Source organism: Chryseobacterium sp. C-71 (assembly GCF_020911865.1).
Lineage (GTDB): Bacteria > Bacteroidota > Bacteroidia > Flavobacteriales > Weeksellaceae > Chryseobacterium.
In genome coordinates, this window is record NZ_CP087131.1 from 2,869,543 (window position 1) to 2,892,319 (window position 22,777).

Below are 22,777 nucleotides of genomic sequence, written 5' to 3' on the forward strand. Positions count from 1 at the left end.
TTTTCAGAGTTTTTCCTAATGGGAATCGCAACTGTAGGCGCTTTTGCAATCGGAGAATATCCCGAAGGTGTAGCGGTCATGTTGTTTTATTCTGTAGGTGAAGTTTTTCAGGCAATGGCAGTGACCAAAGCCAAGTCGAATATAAAATCTCTTCTTGATCAGCGTCCTGATGAAGTTACCGTTTTAGAAAATGGCAAACCGAAGTTGGTGAAAGCTGTCGATGCAAAAATTGGGGATATTATTCAGTTAAAATCGGGGGAGAAATTAGGATTAGACGGCGAATTGCTTTCAGATAAATCATCTTTCAACACTTCTGCACTTACCGGAGAAAGTAAACCCGACACCAAAATAAAAGGTGAAACTGTTTTAGCAGGAATGATCAATTTGAATACCGTAAGTCAAATTAAAGTTACTGCTTCATTTAAAGACAGTAAGTTGAGCAAAATCTTAGAATTGGTTCAGAATGCGACATCTCAAAAAGCTCCTACAGAACTTTTCATCAGAAAATTTGCGAAAATTTACACCCCAATCGTTGTATTTATGGCGATAGGAATTACTTTGTTACCGTATTTTTTTATTGAAAATTATCAGTTTAAAGAATGGCTCTACAAAGCATTGGTTTTCTTGGTTATCTCTTGTCCTTGTGCGTTGGTTATTTCTATTCCACTAGGATACTTTGGTGGAATTGGAGCAGGAAGTCGTAACGGAATTTTAATTAAAGGAAGTAATTTCTTAGATATTTTAGCCAATATTCAGAATGTGGTGATGGATAAAACCGGAACGATGACTGAAGGCGTTTTTAAAGTGCAGGAAGTTCATTTTAATAAAGAATTTAATCAGGAAAAAATTTTAAAATTTGTCAATGTTTTAGAAAGCCAAAGCACACATCCCGTTGCAACTGCAATTCATGAGTTTGTGGGCGAAGTAGATCATTCAATTCAGTTAGAAAATGTAGAAGAAATTGCAGGACAAGGTTTAAAAGCAGACATCGACGGCAAGGAAATTTTAGTCGGAAATTTAAAACTCATGAAGCAGTTCAATATTTCATTTGATGTAAATATTGAAAAGATTGTCTACACTTTAATTGCCGTCGCTTATGATAAAAAGTTTGTTGGTTATCTTACAATTGCAGATAGTATTAAAGAAGATGCTCAATTAACGATTAACAAATTAAAATCATTGGGTGTAAAAACAACCATGTTAAGTGGTGACAAAACTTCCGTTGTAAAATTTGTTGCGGATAAATTAGGAATTGAAAATGCGTATGGCGACTTACTTCCAGAAGATAAAGTCAATAAGGTAAAAGAAATCAAAGCGAAAAATCAAACAGTAGCTTTTGTAGGAGACGGCGTGAATGATGCTCCTGTTGTTGCTTTAAGCGACGTGGGAATAGCAATGGGCGGTTTAGGAAGTGATGCCACCATTGAAACTGCTGATATCGTTATTCAGGATGACCAGCCAAGTAAAATTCCAATGGCAATCAATATAGGAAAACAAACTAAAAAAATAGTTTGGCAAAATATTATTCTGGCATTTGCCGTCAAAGCCATCGTTCTGATTCTCGGAGCAGGCGGTTTAGCAACAATGTGGGAAGCTGTTTTTGCCGATGTCGGTGTTGCATTGTTGGCGATATTAAATGCAGTGAGAATTCAAAGAATGAAGTTTTGATGAGCTAGAAGACTGAAGCTGGGAGATGGAAGTTTACAAATAAACTGTAAATCTTTGGATGCATTTTTATCAATAGGGGCGGGCTTTAGCCCGCCTTCTAAATTTCCAATATGATTGGCTTTAGCCAAAACTTAAATATTTTCAGAATATATTTTCAACTATCTGTGCAAATCCGTGTAATCTGCGGGAACTTAAAAACATCCCGGTCCAATCCAAAACTGACTTTCATCATAAAATACAGAAGAAACAAATTTTCTACACTATATTTGTGGTAAAGATTTGATACTTGAAGTTTCTCTTATCCTTTTTCATTATTTTCACCATTGCAATCCGTCCGGTTTTGCCATTGGTCAATTATGCTGTCAACTATGACTACATTGTGAAAAATCTTTGTGAGAACCGAAAAGTTATTGAATCTGACTGTAAAGGAAAATGTTTTGTCAAAAAAGAACTGGCAAAAACTGAAAAGCAATCTAATAACGGTCAGAATGTGAAAATTTCGGGATTAGATGTTTTTTTATACAATGAGATTCTTGCGTTTTCAGATATTGATATTGCTTGTTTACAATTAGAAAAGCCGAATTCCAATGGTATTCATTTATATACTTCAGAATATTTTTCCAGAATATTCCATCCTCCATTATCCTAAACTTCATTTAAACTAAATTTATAGTTGTGTTTAAACTGTCGAAGATTAAAAGGTGCAAGTTTTAGGCTTAAAAATCTATCCGATTTCCTTAAAGATTCTTAACAACTTAACTGACCTTAATGGTTCAAAATGATTAAGTAATATTAAATTTAGTTTAAGGCTTCAATTAATTTTATTCATCTCAATTATTAATTTCAATTTAAATAAAATGAAATCAAAGATTTTATTAACGGCATTTTTGTCTGTTTCATTATTAGCCTGTGCGCAGGAAACCCCGAAAGTAAAGCATAAAAAGAAAAATACTGCTACAAAAACGACTGCCCAAAAAGTAAAGTTTGCAAACGCTGTAGACCCGATTTGTCATATGCTTACCGAAAGCGATATGAAAGATACTGCGGTCTACAAAAATAAAACGTACGGTTTTTGCAGTAGCTACTGTAAGGATGAGTTTAAGAAAAATCCTGAGAAGTATGTCCAAAAATAAAAAGGCTGATAACAGTGCAAAAAGGAAGATTATCATTCCGATTGCAATCATTGCCTTACTGTTTTTAGGAATAGGATTTGGAATGAGTTATTTTAAAAGCAATCTTTATACGGTGATGAAAGTTCCGGATTTTGAACTGACCGATCAAAACCGTAAAAAGGTGACAAATAAAGATATGCTGGGGAAAGTTTATTTGGTTGAATTTTTCTTCAGCAAATGTCCAACGATTTGTCCGGTGATGAATACCAACATGAGAGCGATTGAAGATGAGATTAACAATCCTGACTTTGGTATTATTTCCATCAGTATCGATCCTGAAAATGATAGTCCAGAGTTGTTGAAAAGTCATGCTCAAAGAATAGGCGTAAAATCTCCGAACTGGCATTTTCTGACTGGTGACCGAGCGTATATTGGAAATCTCGCTGATCAGTTTGATATTTATGTAGGCGATAAAGAAGACGAAAGTGAAAACCTCAATCACAGCGGAATGATTGCTTTAGTCGACCAGGATGGAAATATCAGATGTCGATACAATAAAGAAAATATGCCGATTCTTTATTATTCAGGATTAAATTATGAAGATGCCGAAGGAAAAATCCCTAAATTGACCGGGAAGTTCCACCCCGACAGAGAAATGTTGATAGAAGATATTAAGAAATTATTGAAATAAGGCCAGAAGTATGAAGCTGGATAAGGGAAGTTTTGATCACACCGAAAAAAACTTCCATCACCAAACATCCAACTTCCAGCCAAAGAATTAAAAGTTTAACCTTACATACAAAACATTATGAAGATTTTTAAAGTAGCTGCATTCACTGCAGTATTTGCGGCGCAGTTTGCGTTTGCACAGTTCAAGCAAACACCTTTACCGTATGCATACAATGCACTGGAGGGAAATGTGGACGCGCAAACCATGGAGATTCACTATTCAAAACACGCAGCGGCTTACGTGGCAAATTTGAATAAAGCAATCGCAGGAACACCACAGGAAAAGCAAACTTTGTTTGAAATTCTTTCAAAGGCGGGAACTTTGCCAATGGCGGTAAGAAATAACGCTGGAGGACATTATAACCATGAGTTATTCTGGACAGTTTTGACTCCACAAAAAGACACAAAGCCTTCAGCTAAATTATCAAAAGCAATCACTGATGCTTTCGGTAGCATGGATGCTTTCAAAGAAAAAATGGCTAAAGCTGGAGCAGACCGTTTTGGTTCTGGTTGGGCTTGGCTTTCTGTGGATAAAAGCGGGAAATTATTTGTTTCTTCAACACCAAATCAGGACAATCCTCTAATGGATGTGGTGGAAGAAAAAGGAACTCCAATCTTCGGTATCGACGTTTGGGAGCACGCTTACTATCTGAAATATCAAAACAAAAGAGCTGATTATTTAACTGCCATTTGGAACGTTACCAACTGGAAAGAAATCAGCAGAAGATATGACGAAGCGTTAAGCAAAAAATAATCTTTTGAATTTAATTTGCAGCATATTTCTTACCTTTTTTACGGTATTCAGACCTCTGATTCCGTTGGTGGAGTATGCTGTAAATTATCAATACATCAGCGAAGAACTCTGCGTTAACAAGAAAAATGTTGACCTTCATTGTAACGGAAAATGTTACCTGACCAAAGAATTATCAAAAACAAACGATACCGATTCTTCACCACTTTCCAAAGGGAAAAATTCCATTCAAAAAGTACTGGATTTTTACATTCCTACAGAGATTTTTAAAACCTCAATCGGGAACAATTTCTCATTCCCAAACCTGAATTTCACTTACCAAACAGGTTACACATTCCTCTTTCTGAAAAATATTTTCAGACCACCGATTTTTTAGTTGTACATATCAATTTTTTGGACGATTCCCTTTCCCTGGCTTTTCCAGCCGCTTGGGTCGGGCTGTCCGCTCATATCTTTTTGTCTTACCAAGTGAGTCTATAAAACAACGATTCAGAAAAGACAAAAAGGATAACCGCTATCATCCCTATCGCGGATGCAGCATAAAACAACATTTCAACTAAAAAATCAAAATCAGAATGAAAATTTATAAATTTTTATCATTATTCTTTATTGCCTTTACTTTTTTAACCTTTACATCATGTCGTAACAATGATGAAGACGATTCTTCACCCGAAACAAAAGGAAAACTCCAGCTCAAATTTGAAAACGGATTCAATAATCTCGGGAATATTGTACTCAATCAAACTACTCAAACGTCTTCCAGCGGACAAAAACATCAGTTTTCAACCTTAAAATATGTCATCAGCAACATCAGTTTAATCGACGAAAACGGAAATGAATTCAAATACAACGAAAGTAATCCCGACAAAGGTGCTTTTATCATCAATCAGGAGAAAGCCGTTGCCGGAATTGTTTACGTAGACTTAGATGAAATTCCTAAAGGCAATTACAAAAAAATAAAATTCGGATTAGGGATCAGTCAGAATGCCTATTTATTGGGACAAAACGGACAGGCCGAATTCTGGGAAAAAGCCAAAAAAGAAAGTCTGACCTGGTCTTGGGCTGCCGGATATATTTTCGTAAAACTCGAAGGAAAATACGGAACGAGTTCTGCCAACACTGAATTTATGAATCACACAGGAAACATGGGAAATGTAGCCGCCAATAATACTCCGGATTTGTATCGTGAAGTGATTTTAGATCTTCCAACAACCGCCAGAGTTTCTACAACAGTAAAACCTTCGATTCATATTCTGGCAGATTTCAACCAATATTTAAGTGGAGAAACTGCTTTAAGCCTTTCAACGACTAATAATATGGCGATGGGCTCCAATCAGCATTTAGTGAATGTGACGAATAATTTAACGAAAATGTTTAAAATAGATCACGTTCACAATGATTAAGCTTATTTTAAAAACAGGATTGTTGATCATTGCTTCTCTGAATTTTGTTTCGTGTTCCGATGATGTGATTCAGCCTTTAGAAAAAGATGAAGCCGTGAATCTTCGGTTTCCAGCATATTTTCCGGAGATGACTTTTGATCAGGATGAAAATCCAATCACAAAAAATGGAGTAGAGTTAGGCAGGAAATTATTTTACGAAGGCAGACTTTCAAGAAATAATACCATTTCATGCGGTTTCTGTCATATTCAGGAACATGCTTTTACCCATCATGGTCATACGGTGAGCCACGGAATTGACGACAGAATCGGAATCAGAAATGCGCCGGCCATTCAAAACATGGCTTTTCTGAAGCGGTATATGTGGGACGGCGTGATTCATAATTTAAACCAACAGCCGATCATTCCGATCACCGATGCAAACGAGATGGATAGTTCAATGCCTGAAGTGATTACCAAACTCAGTAAAGAGGATGTTTATAAAAAATTGTTTAAGCAGGCTTACGGTGATGAAAGTATTACCGGAGAAAGAGTGTTAAAAGCATTGTCGCAGTTTATAGCCACTTTGATTTCGGCAGATTCCAAATATGATCGGTTTAAACAGGGAAAAGTAAATTTATCTTCTGAAGAATCTCAAGGAATGGCTTTGTTTCAACAAAAATGTGCTTCCTGCCACAGCGGAGAATTGTTTACTGATGAAAGTTTCAGAAATACCGGAATGTATTACAATGCCCAATTTAAAGATGCAGGACGACATCGGGTGACGCTGGATCAAAATGACTGGATGAAATTCCGTGTTCCAAGCTTGAGGAATGTAGAATACACAGCACCTTACATGCATGACGGAAGATTTTATACTTTGGAAGCAGTACTTAATTTTTATTCTGATAGTGTTGAAGATCATCCTAATCTCGACACTCAACTGAAACAGAACAATCATATTGGAATTCCGATGAATGCTCAGGAAAAAAAATTCATTATTGCTTTTCTGAAAACTTTATCGGACAAAAATTTTATTTCCAATCCAAAATTCGCTGAATAATTAAAGAGAAATGAAGAAAATAATTTTTATCATAAGTCTGATTTCTTCGAACAGTTTTCAGGCAAAAACAACGAATGACAGTTTATACATTTCAAATAATTTTCAAGATGATATTTTATTCAATGAATGTGATGCCTGTGGTTGCGCAGCAGGAAATGGTTCGTCAGGTTTTGAATCTTTGTTAAATCCTCAGTTTATCGGAATTAAATATTTCGCTCAGCATTATAAAGCGAAAGAGAATTTATTTGTCAACGATTTAACGCAGGATCAGTATTTCAATACCCTTCAGCTTTGGGCAAAAATTCCTCTGACTCAAAAATTGAGTATTTACGGAAGTCTGCCATTTCATTTTCATGAAAAGAGAACTTTGCAAGGTGATATTAATATTAACGGATTCGGAGATTTTAATTTGATGGGAATTTATCAGTTGATTAATTCAAAAGACAATATTCATCAGCTGAATGGTGGAGTTGGAGTTAAAGTTCCGCTCGGAAAGTTTGATGAAAAAGGAATTTCCGGAGTCAATCCGAGCTTTCAGTTGGGAACCGGAAGTTGGGATTATCAGGCAGTTTTGAATTACAGATTTCAAAAAAATAAACTGGCTGTGCTTCTCAATACCGATTACACGATTAAAACCGAAAACAAAAAACACTATCAGTTTGGGAATCAGTGGAATTATTCAGCCACAGGATTTTATCAAATCTTTGGAAGTGAGAAAAGCATTCTTTCTGCAAAATTTGGTTTTCAGGGTGAAGTCTATGATCGAAACCGCCAATATAAAGAAGATATTCCGAAAACTGCCGGAAGTTCTTTATATGGAAAGTTAGGTTTTGAAGCTTCTTACAAAAAATTCAGTCTGGGAACAGAACTAATGCTTCCGACTTATACCAATCTGGCGGGAGGAGATATTGAAGCGAGATCAAGATTTAGTATTTTTATCAACTTTGGAATTTAAAATAAATAAAAAATAGAATTTTAGGTAAAAAAAGCAATTGTCGTAATTCTTTCTTAAACCTAAAATTCTACTATATAATTGTAATAGTCCTCATCCACAGCCTTGAGGACTATTTTTTATGTCCTTTTATATTAGGTAAAAATGCGGTGATAATTCCCATTAAAGGTAAGAATGCGCAGATTTTGAAAACATATTCTATGCTCGTATCATCTGCGACTGCTCCTAAAACAGCAGATCCTATTCCGCCCATTCCAAACATAAATCCGAAGAATAATCCTGCAACCAATCCGATTTTATTGGGCATCAAATCTGTGGCGTAGACTAATATTGCGGAAAATGCGGAAGCGATGATTAATCCTATGATAACCGCAAATGCAATTGTCCAGAATAATGAAAGATAAGGAAGACAAAGTGTGAATGGTGCCGCACCTAAAATAGAAATCCAGATGATTTTTTTTCTGCCGTATTTATCACCTAATTTCCCTCCTAAAATGGTTCCTACAGCAACGGCCGCTAAAAACATGAATAAAAATAACTGAGAATCTTGTACCGAAATGTGGAATTTATCAATGAGGAAAAAAGTAAAATAATTGGTCATTGAAGCCAGGTAAATGTATTTTGAAAATACCAAAGTCAATAAAATAGCCACTGAAAAAAGAACTTTTTTACGGGAAAGCTGTATTTCGATAATGTCGCTTGGATGTTTTGCAGATTTTTTCAATGATAATCTTTCCGCATACCAGTTCCCGATTCTCCACAGTACGATGATTCCGATAAATGCTGCAATAGCAAATAATCCTACATAACCTTGTCCTAAAGGAAGAATAATTAAAGCAACCAATAAAGGTCCAATCGCACTTCCTGAATTTCCACCTACCTGAAATATAGATTGAGCCAATCCTTTTTGTCCACCCGATGCCAATTGTGCTACCCTTGAAGCTTCAGGGTGAAAAATTGATGAGCCCATTCCAATCAATGCCACAGAAATTAGAATGACATAATACTGATGTGCGGCCGCCAACAAAAGTAATCCGGCCATTGATAATCCCATGCCGATGGCTAAAGATCTTGGATTGGGTTTCTTATCCGTATAAATTCCCACAAAGGGCTGCAAAATAGAAGCGGTAAGCTGAAATACCAAGGTGATAATTCCAATTTGAGCGAAAGATAAGCTGAATTCTCCTTTTAATATCGGGTAAAGCGAAGGAATAGTAGATTGAATTAAGTCATTCAAAAAATGAGAAAAACTAATCATGAACAGGATAGGATAAACAATTTTTGTAGTGTCAATTGTTTTTGTAGAGATATTTTCCATAATATTACTTTTATTCATCATATCATCTGATGAATTTTATTAAATTTTTTTAGTAAATCTGATCAACTATTTTTTGCGCAATGATGGAAGCTTTTTCAGCATTACCATTTTCGATAGATTGATAAAGGTCGATATGTATTTTTTGTGAAATTTTAAATGAGTCCGTATTGTTGTGATGCCTAATTTCAAAAGAACTCAATATATTTTTTGTTGCTACTTTGTAAATTTCCCGTAAAAGTTTGTTTCCGCAAGCTTCTGCAATGGCCAAATGAAAATTGATATCTGCCTGATAGCATTCCGTTGCGAGATTTTCTTCTGCAAATTGAGATCTGAGATCCAGATATTTTTTAATTGTTTTTAAATCTTCCTCGGTTCGGTTTATCGCTGCCTTTGCTGCAATTTTTGAATCGAGCAGTGAACGCACTTCTTGTACATCCTGAATCTCTGCTTTATTCATTTGAGATTCTAAAGATTCCTGAGCGTTTTTAGCAACCACAAAAGTTCCAACGCCTTGCTGTACATTGAGAATCCCTTTAATCGATAAAATTTTTATCGCTTCACGAATGCTGGAGCGGCCGACGCCGTAGATTTTCATCAGCTCAGATTCAATCGGAAGTTTTTCGCCAATAGCATATTCATCGTTGGATATTCCTTCGATTAATCTATCTGCAACTTCCTGCGCTAAAGTTTTTCTTTGAATCTGCATATTTAAAACATCATATCATCTGATGAATTGCAAAGATATAGCAATTTTTAAATATCTAAGTTAACTTTATAGATGATTTTTAACTGTATCGAAAACAAAAAAGAGATTTCAAATTTGAAATCTCTTTTGTAGCCCGTAGGGGAGTCGAACCCCTCTTACCAGGATGAAAACCTGAGGTCCTAACCGATAGACGAACGGGCCATCTACCATCACACTATAAATAGCGGGTTAGTAATTTTGAATTTTTAAAAGTTTCAATTCTTTTTAGTAGCCCGTAGGGGAGTCGAACCCCTCTTACCAGGATGAAAACCTGAGGTCCTAACCGATAGACGAACGGGCCTACTATAATTACGCTAACTTGTTAACGTGCTTAGTCAATTTACTTTTTAAGTTAGCCGCTTTGTTTTTGTGGATAATATTTTTCTTAGCTAATTTATCCAATAAAGCGATAACTTTTGGCAATTGTTCTGTTGCTGCAGTTTTGTCCTCTTCATTTCTTAACCCTTTGATTGCTGTTCTAGCAGTCTTGTGGTAATATCTGTTACGAACTTTTCTAACTTCGTTTTGTCTTATTCTTTTAAGAGCTGATTTATGATTTGCCATATCGTTCAAATGTGAGTGCAAATTTATAAACTTTTTTTATACCAGCCAAATTTATTTTTAAAAAATTTGAACTTTATTCTGAGAGGTATTTTTTGAGCTTATCTAATGCCTGTTCTAGTTTTATATTCTGTTGTTCTTTTTCTATTTTTCTGATAGTGCTTGTCAGCATATTCAGAGCATTGTTCCATTCCCCAGTGGTATTGGTGAACGTTATCCCGTCAATCAGTACCTCAAAGGCACTTCCCTCACCGTTCCTATAGAGTCTGAAACTTATTTTATCATCTCTGCCTGTAATCCCTTCTTCATTGATCTTTAAATCGTAACTTTTTGGGTTCGAGTGGATTTTATTAAAAAGCAATTTTGCTTCCTGTATCTTTAAATCCGGCATGATATCAAATTTGGTAATCTAAGAGTTATGTACATTCTAGATTTACGACATATAAAGGTTTAAAGATTTGTCTGTAACAGATTATTATAAAAACCATTATTGTCATGAATTAAATTATAAGAACTCCCAATCTCCCTTTTAGGTTGGTGCAAAGGTAATATTTTTTTCTTTTTTTCAAAATAGAGATATTAATTAAATGAAATTTTTTGTTAAAAAGCTAATTATCAGGTTCAAAATAATGTCTGAATAGTGATTTTTTTCAAATGTATTTCAAAATTAAAGATATTTTATGCCTATTTCAGTTGCGATGATGAATAATTTTTTTTCAAACGGATTCCGAATGAAATAATAATTCTAATTTTGAACATTATATTTTACAGCATTGAACACCATTTTAATCATTGATGATGAAGCGAAAATAAGATCGCTTCTCTCAAGAATCATCGCCCTGGAAGGTTTTGAAGTTTTCGAAGCGAGCAATCTGAAGAGTGGATTGAAGAAACTCGAAACCTCAGAGATCGATATCGTTATCTGCGATGTCAAACTACCCGACGGAAACGGAGTGGAATGCTCTAAAATTATAAAAGATAAATTTCCTAGCGTAGAAATTATTCTCTTAACAGCTTTTGGAAACATTCCCGACGGCGTTCTGGCGATTAAAAACGGTGCGTTTGATTACATTACAAAAGGTGACGACAATACCAGAATTCTTCCTCTCATTTATAAAGCATCTGAAAAAGTTGCGTTAAACAAACGCGTTTTGCATCTGGAAAAGCAACTCAACAGAAAACAATCATTTGACAGCATCATAGGAAAATCATCAGCAATCACCAAAGTGGTAGATTCTGCAAGAAAAGTCGCAACTACCGATGCTACCGTTCTTTTGACGGGCGAAACGGGTACCGGAAAAGAGGTTTTTGCGCAAGCCATTCACCATGCTAGTAATAGGAATAAAAATAATTTCATTGCCATTAATTGTTCGGCTTTTGGAAAAGATTTGCTGGAAAATGAATTATTTGGTCACAAAGCAGGTGCTTTTACCGGAGCTCTGAAAGACAGCAAAGGTATTTTTGAAGAAGCCAATCTGGGAACTGTTTTTTTGGATGAAATCGGTGAGATGCCGTTGGATTTGCAGGCAAAACTTTTGCGTGTTTTAGAATCGGGAGAATTTCTGAAAGTGGGTGACAATAAGCCTATTAAAACGGATGTGAGAATCATCGCTGCCACCAACAGAGATCTGGAAACTGAAATCGAAAAAGGGAATTTCCGTGAAGACTTATATTATAGAATTAATATTTTTCAGATTAAGCTTCCTTCTTTAAGAGAAAGAGTGGCTGATATTGAATTACTTGTCAATTTCTTCCTGAAAAGTTTTTCGCTCAAGACCGGGAAAAATATCACTTCCGTCTCTTTGGATTATTTAAAAGCATTAAGAAATCATCTCTGGAAAGGTAACATCCGTGAGCTTCGAAATGTAATTGAGAGAAGTGTTATTCTCACAGATTCATCTGAATTAGAAATAGATAGTCTTCCTTTAGATATTTCGGTCTACAATAACGAGATAGATTCTTCTCAAACCAAAATGATGTCTGCTTTCTCTATGGCGAGTGCTGAGAAAATGCAGATTCAGAAAGTTCTTAATCATACCAAAGGCAATAAAGCCGAAGCTGCCCGTTTACTCGAAATCGGCATTGCCACCTTGTACCGAAAGGTAGAAGAGTATAAAATTTCTTAAAAAATAATTCCATTCTGATAACGACCCTATCATTTTGATAGGGTTTTTTGTGTTTTGAAATGTTTTGAATTTGATTTAATTAATTGGTTTTCAATTTATTGTGTGTTTTTGTTGTTCAAGGGAATAAATCTTGGCATTAGAGATTCAAAACAAATTAAAAATGAATCATACAGATGCTGTAAGAGAAATCGTAAAAATCATCCCTGAATCTCAGGAAGATTTTAAAGAGTCTTACAAAACAAAAACTCCATTTATGGTGATCAGTATTTTCACCAAACAAATCAAAAAACTGATTAAAAATCATGATCAGAAAATTCTGATGAAGTCGATTACCAAGATGAATCAGCTTTATAACAAAGGGGATCAGGCATTAAAGAACGCTATCGAAAACATTTTCATTTATTCTTTAGACAGTCTTACGTTTTGTTGTGAACCTTCATACAAAGATTTGATTTTTTCTAAAATGTCACCAAGTCTTCAAAACAACTACTTACGCCAGGTTTATAAATCAGGAATTTAAAAATTTTAAAGAAATGAAATCGCCATGATTTGGAAATACAAAATTGTATTGAAGATTCAGCGATTGCATATGACCTTTAAAAAACAATAAAAATCTACATATGAAATCAAAAATCAGAAAAATAGGAGACTGGAAACTCTTAAAGTCTACCCGTGAAAAGCACAACCTCGAAGTCATTACGATCAATATTGCTGTAATCCTTGGTGTTTTTGTAGCCGCTGCGATTCTGCAGGTTAATTAAAATTAAATAAAATGATAACAATTATTCTATTAATCACTGCGGTTGTGTTATTTGTTTTGTTTTACCGTCTTGTTGAATATTTCGACAAAATCTAAAATGTTAAACAAAATAAACAGATTCACCGCTGTAGAATATCTGAAAGTTTTTTTTCCGTCGGTTCGAAGAGAGATTGTTGCACTTTCTGAGCAAAACAATTTCCCGGGAGTGATACAGGTTATGATTGATAATATGAAAATAGATACGCAAAAATCAAACGTACAGAAAATCAATATTTCAATCAAAAGAATGTACTGGATTTACAAAAACGGAAATTCTTACATCAGATACATTATAGAGAATCTCTTTATACGCTCATTTGCAAGTCTGAGGAAAAGTCTAAAACCGCAACAGTGGAGATTTCTGTATCAGGAAATCCCAAAAGATTTTAGAATGGTATACAGCGAACAAACAAAAAAAGATCAAGATCTAAAATTCTAAAAATGACCCTACTATTTTTTATATCAATAGCCATATTCATTTATATCTGCTATGTGCTCGTAAAGCCGGAAAAATTTTAAAACCAATTAATAAGCAAATGAACCGTAAGATCATACATCAAATAAAAGAGTGGGGAATTCTGATTTTCTGGATCAGCTTCATCATTGCTTTTTTGTACTTGGTGATTACCGTAAAAGAATTTGCACTAATTCATTAAACAAACTATGAACACTGAAATTTTAGGCGTTGTAGCAATGTTTGTCATAACATTGCTGTTGGCGATACCTTTTGGAAAGTATATTTCAAAAGTATTCACAGGAGAAAAAACATTTCTGGATCCTGTTTTCAAACCCGTAGAAAGATTTTTCTACAAAATATCAGGAATCGATCCTGATCATGAAATGAACTGGAAACAGCATCTGATCGCACTTTTAACCATCAACTTTTTATGGTTTTTCATCAGTATGCTCGTTCTGATGAATATGAGCTGGCTTCCGCTCAATCCGGACGGAAATCCGGGTATGTCGCCGGATCTGGCATTTAATACAACAATTTCTTTCCTCGTCAATTGTAATTTACAGCATTATTCAGGTGAAACAGGATTAAGTTATCTCGGACAGATATGGCTGATGTTTCTTCAATTTGTTTCCGCTGCAACAGGGATCGCAGCAGCAATCGTTGTATTCAAAGCTTTCCGCGAAAAAACAACCGAAAAACTAGGTAATTTTTATGATTATTTGCTAAAATCAATCACAAGAATTTTGCTGCCTCTTTCATTCTTAATGGGTTTAGTATTGGTTTTTCAGGGAATGCCGATGACGTTTGAAGGAAAGGATAAGATGATTACGCTGGAAGGTAAAAATATGGAAGTTTCTACAGGACCTGTTGCTGCTTTTGTGCCTATAAAACATATAGGAACGAATGGCGGTGGATTTTTTGGAGTAAATTCAGCTCATCCGCTAGAAAACCCGAACTATTTTACCAATATGGTAGAAATGGTTTCACAGTTGATTATTCCAATGGCAATGGTTTTTGCTTTTGGTTATTTCATCAGAAGAAATAAATTTGGATACATGATTTTTGGAGTCATGACCATCGGATTTCTTTTACTTGCAGTTCCTACAGTTGTAATGGAAATGAACGGAAATCCTGCAATCAGCCAGATGGGAATTGATCAGTCACTCGGTGCAATGGAAGGAAAAGAAATCCGTTTTGGTTCTGCCGCTTCAGGATTCTGGAGTATTGTAACTACGGTTATTTCTACGGGTTCTGTGAACTCAATGCACGACAGTTCGATGCCGCTTTCCGGGATGACACAGATGCTTGCGATGATGGTTAACGCATTTTTTGGCGGTGACGGAGTAGGGATCTTAAATATATTCATCTACATCATTCTTGCAGTGTTCATCAGCGGATTGATGGTCGGCCGTACTCCGGAATTTATGGGCAAAAAGATTGAAGCCAGAGAAATGAAAATTGCGATGATCATTGCATTGCTTCATCCGTTTCTTATTTTGGTAGGTGCAGCAATAGCTGCTTATTTCCCCGCAGTCGGAACTTCTACACTCAATAATCCTGGATTCCACGGTTTCAGTGAAGTGCTTTACGAATATACATCTTCAGCAGCCAACAACGGAAGTGGTTTTGAAGGTCTGGGTGATAATAATCCTTTCTGGAATATTTCTACAGGAATTGTCTTGTTGGTCGGTCGTTTCTTACCGATTATCGGTCCTGTAGCAATTGCCGGATTACTGGCTCAGAAAAAATATATTCCTGAAGGAGAAGGAACGCTGAAAACAGATACTTCAACATTCGGACTGATGACTTTTGCAGTGATCGCAATTATTGCAGCATTATCATTCTTCCCGGCATTGGCATTGGGTCCAATTGCAGAATATTTTTCATTAAGATAAATTAAAATAACAGATTAAAAATGGCTCAAAATAAATCTTTGTTTCAAAAAGAATTGGTTCAGGAAGCATTGAAACAGTCTTTTGTGAAACTGAATCCGAAACTGATGTTTAAAAATCCCGTCATGTTTCTTGTATGGCTCGGTACATTGGTGATGTTTTTTGTAAGCGTGTGGACTTTGACAGGAGAAAAATCTCAGGGAAGTTTTGCTTACAATTTCACGGTATTCATCATTCTTTTACTCACCGTTCTGTTTGGGAATTTTGCCGAAGCAATTGCCGAAGCAAGAGGAAAAGCCCAGGCAGACAGTCTTCGTAAAACCAGAGAAGAAACGCCTGCAAAACTTCAAAATGGCGAAACAATTTCTTCATCTAAATTACAGAAAGGAGATGTTTTCGTTTGCGAAGCCGGAGATATCATCCCTTCAGACGGAGAGATCATCGAAGGGCTTGCAACAATTGATGAAAGTGCGATTACCGGAGAATCTGCTCCTGTCATTCGTGAATCTGGAGGTGATAAAAGTTCTGTAACAGGAGGAACAAAAGTTTTGTCGGATAAAATTGTTGTACAGGTTACAACGCAACCCGGAGAAAGCTTTTTAGATAAAATGATTGCCTTGGTAGAAGGTGCTTCAAGACAAAAAACGCCTAATGAAATTGCCTTGACGATTTTGCTGGCAGGTTTTACATTGGTTTTTATTATCGTTTGTGTGACCTTGAAACCGTTTGCAGATTATTCTAATGTCACGATTACCATTGCATCATTTATCTCACTTTTTGTTTGTTTAATTCCTACTACTATTGGCGGATTGTTATCTGCCATCGGAATTGCCGGGATGGACAGAGCATTGCGTGCCAATGTCATCACCAAAAGCGGTAGAGCAGTAGAAACAGCTGGAGATATCGACGTTTTACTTTTAGATAAAACAGGGACAATCACCATCGGAAACCGTAAGGCAACAAGTTTTTATCCTGCTAACCAAGTTGATGAAAAACAATTAATCAAAGCGGCTGTTTTGAGTTCAATGGCAGATGAAACTCCCGAAGGAAAATCAATCATTGAGTTGGCGGGAATCAATCCTTTAAGCTATGAAATCAGTAATCCTCAGTTTATCAAATTTACCGCAGAAACCAGAAGTTCAGGAATTGATTACGACGGAAACCGCATCCGAAAAGGAGCAACCGACGCCATCAGAAAAATATCTGAAGCTGCTGGAAATATTTTTCCACAAGAAATTGATTTAAAAGTTAAAGAAATTTCTCAGAATGGAGGAACGCCACTCGTAGTTTCAGAAAATGAAAATGTTTTGGGATTGATTGAACTTCAGGATATCATTAAACCAGGAATCAGCGAACGTTTTGAACGTCTCCGAAAAATGGGTATTAAAACAGTGATGGTCACCGGTGACAATCCACTGACTGCAAAATTTATTGCTGAAAAAGCGGGTGTTGACGATTTTATTGCCGAAGCGAAACCGGAAGATAAAATGAACTACATCAAAAAAGAACAGCAGGAAGGTCGTCTGGTTGCCATGATGGGAGACGGTACCAATGATGCTCCAGCATTGGCTCAGGCTGATGTAGGTGTAGCAATGAACAGCGGAACTCAGGCTGCAAAAGAAGCCGGAAACATGGTTGATTTAGATAATGATCCGACAAAATTAATAGAAGTTGTGGAGATTGGTAAACAGTTGCTGATGACTAGAGGAACGCTGACGACATTCAGTATCGCCAATGATGTTGCGAAGTATTTTGCCATTATTCCTGCATTGTTTATCACGGCAATTCCTGCTTTGCAAGGTTTAAATATCATGAATCTTCACAGTCCGGAAAGTGCAATTTTATCGGCAGTCATTTTCAATGCGATTATCATTCCGATACTGATTCCGCTGGCATTGAAAGGGGTGGCTTATAAACCAATCGGCGCATCGGCGTTGCTCAGAAGGAATTTATTCATCTTCGGATTGGGCGGAGTTATTATTCCTTTTATCGGAATTAAAATCATTGACATCATTGTATCCTTATTTTTCTAAATAGCTCACAGGCACGGCAGGAAGAGACTTTTATCATGTAACTTTTCGTCCTTTTAACTATCTCAATTCTTCCTGTTTCATGCCTTTTTAAATTATTATCAAATGAAAAAACATATTTTACCAGCAATTAAACTGACTGCTTTGTGCATCGTTTTTCTTGCCATTGTTTATCCGATGTCCATCTGGGCAATTGCTCAGCTTTCACCTAATCAGGGAAAGGGAGATTTAATTAAACATAATAATAAAACCTATTACGCTAATATAGGACAGTCATTAAGTACAGATCAATATTTCAATTCTCGTCCTTCAGCAGTCGATTACAATGCAGCAGGTTCGGGAGGAAGCAACAAAGGTCCATCGAATGAAGAGTATCTCAAACAAGTTCAGGCTCGTATCGATACGATTTTGATGAAAAATCCTGGAATTGTAAAGTCAGATATTCCGGCAGATTTAGTGACGGCCAGCGGAAGCGGATTGGATCCTAATTTTTCTGTGCAGGCAGCGAAAATTCAGGTAAAAAGAATTGCGAAAATCAGAAATATTGATGAGTCAAAAATCAATAATCTTATCGTTCAAAATACAGAGAAACCTCTGATTGGAATGTTTGGCCCTGAAAAAATCAATGTTCTAAAATTGAATATCGCACTCGACCAGTTAAGCGGGAAGTAAATTTTTAAACTCAATATTTATCATCTTAAATATTTTGTCCGATAAAAATTAAAATATAATTAGCAGGTCGCTCCTATGGAGCTTTACTTCTAAAAACAACTATTTGCTATTAACAGTTTGCTCCTCACGGAGCTGTATTAAATCCCATCGGGATTTACTGTTAATAGAAAAAATAAAGCTTCCAAAAACGAAGCTCCGGAGGAGCGAACTGTTAATTTGTTCTATAGACATACCAATCGTCAAATTTGTTGATGTTTTTCTTCTGACAACATTGATTTCCTAAATAAAACCCCATATTTTTCTTAAATTTAAACTAAATGAAAAAAATACTATTTGTTTTGTTAGCTGTATGCGGTATCAGTGCATCTGCTCAAAACGATTCAATTACAAAACCTCTTACCGTTGGCGGATACGCTGAGGTTTATTACACTGCAGATTTTAATAATCCGAAAAATAACAGCCGTCCTTCGTTTGTTTACAGTCACAACCGGAACAATGAAGTAAACGTCAATTTAGCTTTTATAAAAACGGCGTACAACACAGAAAATGTTCGAGCCAATCTTGCTTTAGCAGTCGGAACTTACATGAATGCTAATTACGCAGCAGAGCAAGGTGTGATGAAAAATATTTTTGAATCCAATGTAGGCTTGAAAATTTCAAAAAAACATAATCTTTGGATTGATGCAGGTATTTTTCCTTCTCACATAGGTTTTGAAAGTGCCATCGGAAAAGACAATTGGGCGCTTACAAGAAGTCTTGCAGCCGATAATTCTCCTTATTTCGAGACAGGGGCAAAAATATCTTATACATCTGAAAGTGGAAAATGGTTTGTAAGCGGTTTAGTACTCAATGGTTGGCAGCGTATTCAGAGAGTTGACGGAAATTCTACGCCTGCATTCGGGCATCAGCTGACATTTAAACCTAATGAAAAACTGACCATCAACAGCAGTTCTTTCATCGGAAATGATAAACCCGACAGCATTCGCCAGATGCGATATTTTCATAATCTGTATGCAGTGTATCAAATTAATAAAAAGTTCGGAGTGACAGCAGGTTTTGACATTGGTGCCGAACAAAAAGAAAAAGGAAGTGAGCAGTACAATATTTGGTACACACCGGTTTTAATTGCAAAATACAATGCTACAGAAAAACTGAGTTTTACAGCAAGAGGAGAATATTATCAGGATGAAAAAGGAGTAATCATTGCTACCGGAACGGAAAACGGTTTTAAAACTTTCGGATATTCTCTGAATGCTGATTATCAGATCTTGCCGAATCTCGTTTGGCGTACAGAAATCAGAAATTTAAGCAGCAAAGATGCTATCTTTATGAACAGAATAGATGAGATTAATAAAAATAGCCTGACGGCAACGACGGCATTGGTCATTTCATTTTAGTAATAATGAATATGATCTTTGTTTAAATTAAAATTGACCAAAATTATTTCCCTGGCTCTAAAGGTAGTAGTTTTGGTCAATTTCAAGATAGTTTTTCGTCCCTTTAGGGCTTGGGTGGAGAAAAATTCTCTTGAAATTTATGTCTGAATGAAATTAAAAAATCTCTCATTGGTTTAAAAGATTTATAAAGGTCTTAGAGTAGAATTAAATCATTTTATTTAAAATGAATGAATCAAGAAAATCTGCAGAAGAGTTTCTGCATCTCATCAACAGTTCAAAACGGGGTAAACTGAAAATTTACATCGGGATGAGTGCGGGCGTAGGGAAAACCTATAGAATGCTTCAGGAAGCTCACGTGCTCCTTCAAAACGGAATAGATGTAAAGATAGGATATGTGGAAACACACAATCGTAAGGAAACACATGATTTGCTGGAAGGTCTTCCTATTATTCCCCGAAGAAAATTATTTTACAAAGGCAAAGAGCTGGAAGAACTGGATGTTCCGGCGATCATCGTCCTGCGTCCGGAAATCGTGATTATTGACGAATTGGCTCACACCAATATCGAAGGAAGCAAAAATAAAAAAAGATGGCAGGATGTTTTTGAGATTTTAGAAGCAGGAATTAATGTCATCAGTGCGGTCAATATTCAGCATTTGGAAAGTCTCAACGATGAGGTAAAAGCTGTAACCGGAATTGAAGTTGCGGAAAGAATTCCTGATACCGTTCTGGCTTCGGCGGATGAGGTTGTCAATATTGACCTTACCGCTGATGAATTGATTTTAAGATTAAAAGAAGGGAAAATTTACGACCAAAGTAAAATACCGTCTGCGCTCAATAATTTTTTTAAAAACGAAAATATCCTTCAACTTCGTGAGTTGGCGCTGAAAGAAGTGGCATCGCAGGTTACAAGGAAAGTTGAAACAGAAGTTGTCACTGGAAAAACTTTAAAAAAAGAAAGATTTCTTGCGTGCATCAGTTCAAACGAAGTGACAGCAAAAAATGTTATCCGGAAGACCGCAAGACTGGCAAGTTATTACAACAGTCAGTGGTTTTTGCTGTATGTTCAGATTCCCAGAGAATCGGCGGACAGAATTGCGCTGAATAAACAGAGACATTTGATTAATAATTTCAGACTGGCTACCGAATTGGGCGCAGAAATCATAAAAATTCAAAGTAAAAATATTGCAATGACCATCATGGAGCAATGCGAAGAAAGAAATATTACGACGATGTGTATCGGAAAACCACATTTGGATATCTGGAGAATTATTCTGGCAACAGACACTTTTAATTCCTTACTCAAAAGACTGTCTAAACAGAACGTAGATTTAGTAATTTTGTCGTAATGAAAATAAAAACTAAGCTTAATGCAGGAGTTGGTCTGCTGTTTTTTATGATAATTGTGCTGTCAACTTTGGGTGGATGGTTTATTTATCAGCTAAAAAAAGATACCCAGAATATTCTTGTGGCGAACTACAATACCTTGCAGTACTCCAGAAATATGCTGTTGTCTCTCGAAGAAATTTCTACCGAGCCTTTTGCGGTGTCAGAATTTCAAAAAAACCTTAATCTTCAGCGTCAGAATATTACAGAAAGTGGAGAACAAGAAGTCACTCAAAATATTGATGATCATTTTTCGGAGCTGATAGTTGATAAGGGAAATTTAAAATTACATTCGGCCATCCGAAAAGATATTGCCGAGCTCATGCAGCTCAATATGAATGCCATCCAGATCAAAAGCGGAATTGCCAATACGACGGCAGAAAATGCAATTGCGGTAATTTCTATCGTCGGAACTTTATGTTTTTTAGTTGCATTTATTTTAATGGTGAATTTACCTGCCAATATTTCAAATCCGATTCGAGAGCTGACTTCGAGTATTCATCAGATTGCCAATCAGAATTACAGACAGCGGGTACAGTTTGAAAGCAGCAGTGAGTTTGGAGAATTGGCAAGATCTTTCAATACAATGGCAGAAAAACTTCAGGAATATTCTGAAAGCAGGATCGATAAAATTTTAAAAGGAAAAAAACGCATTGAAACTCTGATTGACAATATGCACGATGCGGTGATTGGAATTGATGAAGACCGAAAAGTTCTCTTCGTGAATGATGAAGCATTGAAAATTTCAGGTTTAAAAAAAGAAAACTTTGTAGGAAAACTCATTCAGGATGTTGCAGTTTCTAACGATTTGGTGCGTGATCTTATCCGGGAAATAGTTAATCCGGATGCGACAAAAAATTCTACAGCAGCATTGAAAATTTTTGTAGAAGGGAAAGAAAATTATTTTGAAAAAGAAATTTTAGACATCAATGTTATCCCGACTGGCGAAAAAGAAAGCCGCTTCATTGGTCAGGTCATTATGCTGAGAAATATCACGCCTTTTAAGGAATTGGATTTAGCCAAAACTCATTTTATGGGAACGGTTTCACATGAATTCAAAACTCCTATTTCATCCATTCAAATGGGCTTGCAGTTATTGGAAAATGAAAGGATTGGTCATCTCAACGAGGAGCAAGGCAAGTTGGTTTCCGGAATTAAAGATGATACGCAGCGTTTACTCAGAATTACCGGAGAACTTCTCAATATGACTCAGCTGGAATCTGGTGTGGTGCAATTAAATATAAAACCTTCATCAGTTCAAAACATGATTGAAGATGTCATTGCTGCAAATAAATCGGCTGCAGAGAATAAAGAGATTGTCATCAAAACGAATATTACCTCGGATATTTCCGTCGTGAATGCAGACAGCGAGAAAACATCGTGGGTTTTGAACAATATTTTATCGAATGCCATCCGGTATTCGCATGAGAAATCGGTGATTGAAATCAATGTAGCTAAATTGGATAACGATCAGGTGAAATTTTCGGTCACAGACAACGGTCGCGGGATAGAAGAGCAGTATTTAAATAAAGTCTTTACCCGATATTTCAGAATTCCTGGGACAAAAACAGAAGGCACAGGTCTTGGTCTCAGCATCAGCAAAGAATTTATTGAAGCCCAGGGCGGAACAATTGCTGTTGAAAGTGAAATAGGAGTAGGAAGTACCTTTTATTTTATTCTTAAATCTGATAGCACTAAAGATTAGAAAATACAATAGTGAGATTTATAAACGTAAAAAGCC

Annotated in this window: 23 protein-coding genes and 2 tRNA genes; 19 read left to right on the forward strand and 6 right to left on the reverse strand. The window is 36.1% G+C overall.

Annotated features, from left to right (window positions below; genetic code table 11):
- The first annotated feature begins 18 nt into the window (after positions 1-18).
- The 9 genes from LNP04_RS13115 (at position 19) to LNP04_RS13155 (ending at position 7,657) form a co-directional block, all read left to right on the forward strand.
- On the forward strand, positions 19-1,668 hold the full coding sequence (locus LNP04_RS13115; RefSeq protein ID WP_407928660.1) for a heavy metal translocating P-type ATPase: 1,650 nt from the start codon (positions 19-21) through the stop codon (positions 1,666-1,668).
- 286 nt (positions 1,669-1,954) lie between these two features.
- Complete coding sequence (locus LNP04_RS13120) at positions 1,955-2,317, forward strand: hypothetical protein (protein WP_229983410.1); 363 nt, start codon at positions 1,955-1,957, stop codon at positions 2,315-2,317.
- A gap of 208 nt (positions 2,318-2,525) precedes the next feature.
- Positions 2,526-2,801 carry a YHS domain-containing protein gene (locus LNP04_RS13125; RefSeq protein ID WP_229983411.1) on the forward strand — a complete coding sequence of 92 codons (276 nt, stop codon included), beginning with the start codon at positions 2,526-2,528 and terminating at the stop codon, positions 2,799-2,801.
- Positions 2,788-3,471 (forward strand): SCO family protein, encoded by a 684-nt coding sequence (locus LNP04_RS13130; protein ID WP_229983412.1) that lies wholly within the window; start codon positions 2,788-2,790, stop codon positions 3,469-3,471. Before LNP04_RS13125 ends, LNP04_RS13130 begins: the two co-directional genes overlap by 14 nt.
- Positions 3,472-3,588: 117 nt before the next feature.
- Positions 3,589-4,263 (forward strand): superoxide dismutase, encoded by a 675-nt coding sequence (locus LNP04_RS13135; RefSeq protein ID WP_229983413.1) that lies wholly within the window; start codon positions 3,589-3,591, stop codon positions 4,261-4,263.
- Between the two features lie 4 nt (positions 4,264-4,267).
- A complete protein-coding gene (locus LNP04_RS13140) occupies positions 4,268-4,636 on the forward strand; it encodes a hypothetical protein (RefSeq protein ID WP_229983414.1) in 369 nt (122 codons plus the stop codon).
- Positions 4,637-4,835: 199 nt separating this feature from the next.
- On the forward strand, positions 4,836-5,663 hold the full coding sequence (locus LNP04_RS13145; RefSeq protein ID WP_229983415.1) for an MbnP family protein: 828 nt from the start codon (positions 4,836-4,838) through the stop codon (positions 5,661-5,663).
- Positions 5,656-6,702 (forward strand): cytochrome-c peroxidase, encoded by a 1,047-nt coding sequence (locus LNP04_RS13150; protein ID WP_229983416.1) that lies wholly within the window; start codon positions 5,656-5,658, stop codon positions 6,700-6,702. Before LNP04_RS13145 ends, LNP04_RS13150 begins: the two co-directional genes overlap by 8 nt.
- A gap of 10 nt (positions 6,703-6,712) precedes the next feature.
- Entirely contained in the window at positions 6,713-7,657 is a 945-nt protein-coding gene (locus LNP04_RS13155) for a transporter (RefSeq protein WP_229983417.1), read from the forward strand.
- 109 nt (positions 7,658-7,766) lie between these two features.
- Here the strand turns inward: LNP04_RS13155 and LNP04_RS13160 are convergent, their stop codons facing one another.
- The 6 genes from LNP04_RS13160 to LNP04_RS13185 all read right to left on the reverse strand — a co-directional run bounded on the left by LNP04_RS13160 (position 7,767) and on the right by LNP04_RS13185 (position 10,669).
- A complete protein-coding gene (locus LNP04_RS13160; protein WP_229983418.1) occupies positions 7,767-8,972 on the reverse strand; it encodes an MFS transporter in 1,206 nt (401 codons plus the stop codon).
- A gap of 49 nt (positions 8,973-9,021) precedes the next feature.
- The gene (locus LNP04_RS13165) at positions 9,022-9,678 is read right to left on the reverse strand and encodes a FadR/GntR family transcriptional regulator (protein ID WP_229983419.1); all 657 of its coding nucleotides are present in this window, start codon (positions 9,676-9,678) and stop codon (positions 9,022-9,024) included.
- A 129-nt stretch (positions 9,679-9,807) separates the two neighbouring features.
- Positions 9,808-9,879: transfer RNA gene (locus tag LNP04_RS13170), tRNA-Glu, on the reverse strand.
- Positions 9,880-9,946: 67 nt separating this feature from the next.
- Positions 9,947-10,018, reverse strand: a tRNA-Glu gene (locus LNP04_RS13175).
- Positions 10,019-10,026: 8 nt separating this feature from the next.
- Complete coding sequence (rpsT, locus tag LNP04_RS13180; RefSeq protein WP_047442289.1) at positions 10,027-10,281, reverse strand: 30S ribosomal protein S20; 255 nt, start codon at positions 10,279-10,281, stop codon at positions 10,027-10,029.
- A 73-nt stretch (positions 10,282-10,354) separates the two neighbouring features.
- Complete coding sequence (locus LNP04_RS13185) at positions 10,355-10,669, reverse strand: hypothetical protein (RefSeq protein WP_229983420.1); 315 nt, start codon at positions 10,667-10,669, stop codon at positions 10,355-10,357.
- A gap of 382 nt (positions 10,670-11,051) precedes the next feature.
- On the opposite strand from LNP04_RS13185, the gene LNP04_RS13190 reads away from it, so the two are divergent.
- The 10 genes from LNP04_RS13190 (at position 11,052) to LNP04_RS13235 (ending at position 22,741) form a co-directional block, all read left to right on the forward strand.
- On the forward strand, positions 11,052-12,404 hold the full coding sequence (locus LNP04_RS13190; RefSeq protein ID WP_229983421.1) for a sigma-54 dependent transcriptional regulator: 1,353 nt from the start codon (positions 11,052-11,054) through the stop codon (positions 12,402-12,404).
- A 160-nt stretch (positions 12,405-12,564) separates the two neighbouring features.
- The gene (locus LNP04_RS13195; RefSeq protein ID WP_229983422.1) at positions 12,565-12,924 is read left to right on the forward strand and encodes a hypothetical protein; all 360 of its coding nucleotides are present in this window, start codon (positions 12,565-12,567) and stop codon (positions 12,922-12,924) included.
- A 100-nt stretch (positions 12,925-13,024) separates the two neighbouring features.
- On the forward strand, positions 13,025-13,165 hold the full coding sequence (locus tag LNP04_RS13200; RefSeq protein WP_164463419.1) for a hypothetical protein: 141 nt from the start codon (positions 13,025-13,027) through the stop codon (positions 13,163-13,165).
- Between the two features lie 96 nt (positions 13,166-13,261).
- Positions 13,262-13,642 carry a hypothetical protein gene (locus LNP04_RS13205; protein ID WP_229983423.1) on the forward strand — a complete coding sequence of 127 codons (381 nt, stop codon included), beginning with the start codon at positions 13,262-13,264 and terminating at the stop codon, positions 13,640-13,642.
- Positions 13,643-13,866: 224 nt separating this feature from the next.
- Positions 13,867-15,555, forward strand: coding sequence for a potassium-transporting ATPase subunit KdpA (gene kdpA / locus LNP04_RS13210; protein WP_229983424.1), 1,689 nt, complete (start codon positions 13,867-13,869; stop codon positions 15,553-15,555).
- Between the two features lie 20 nt (positions 15,556-15,575).
- Positions 15,576-17,585, forward strand: a complete 2,010-nt coding sequence (kdpB, locus tag LNP04_RS13215) for a potassium-transporting ATPase subunit KdpB (protein ID WP_229983425.1) — start codon at positions 15,576-15,578, stop codon at positions 17,583-17,585.
- 102 nt (positions 17,586-17,687) lie between these two features.
- A complete protein-coding gene (locus tag LNP04_RS13220) occupies positions 17,688-18,254 on the forward strand; it encodes a K(+)-transporting ATPase subunit C (protein ID WP_229983426.1) in 567 nt (188 codons plus the stop codon).
- 317 nt (positions 18,255-18,571) lie between these two features.
- Positions 18,572-19,651, forward strand: a complete 1,080-nt coding sequence (locus tag LNP04_RS13225) for a porin (protein ID WP_229983427.1) — start codon at positions 18,572-18,574, stop codon at positions 19,649-19,651.
- A 223-nt stretch (positions 19,652-19,874) separates the two neighbouring features.
- On the forward strand, positions 19,875-20,999 hold the full coding sequence (locus LNP04_RS13230) for a sensor protein KdpD (RefSeq protein ID WP_229983428.1): 1,125 nt from the start codon (positions 19,875-19,877) through the stop codon (positions 20,997-20,999).
- The gene (locus LNP04_RS13235; RefSeq protein ID WP_229983429.1) at positions 20,999-22,741 is read left to right on the forward strand and encodes an ATP-binding protein; all 1,743 of its coding nucleotides are present in this window, start codon (positions 20,999-21,001) and stop codon (positions 22,739-22,741) included. The genes LNP04_RS13230 and LNP04_RS13235 overlap by 1 nt, the downstream gene beginning before the upstream one ends.
- Positions 22,742-22,777: the final 36 nt, after the last annotated feature.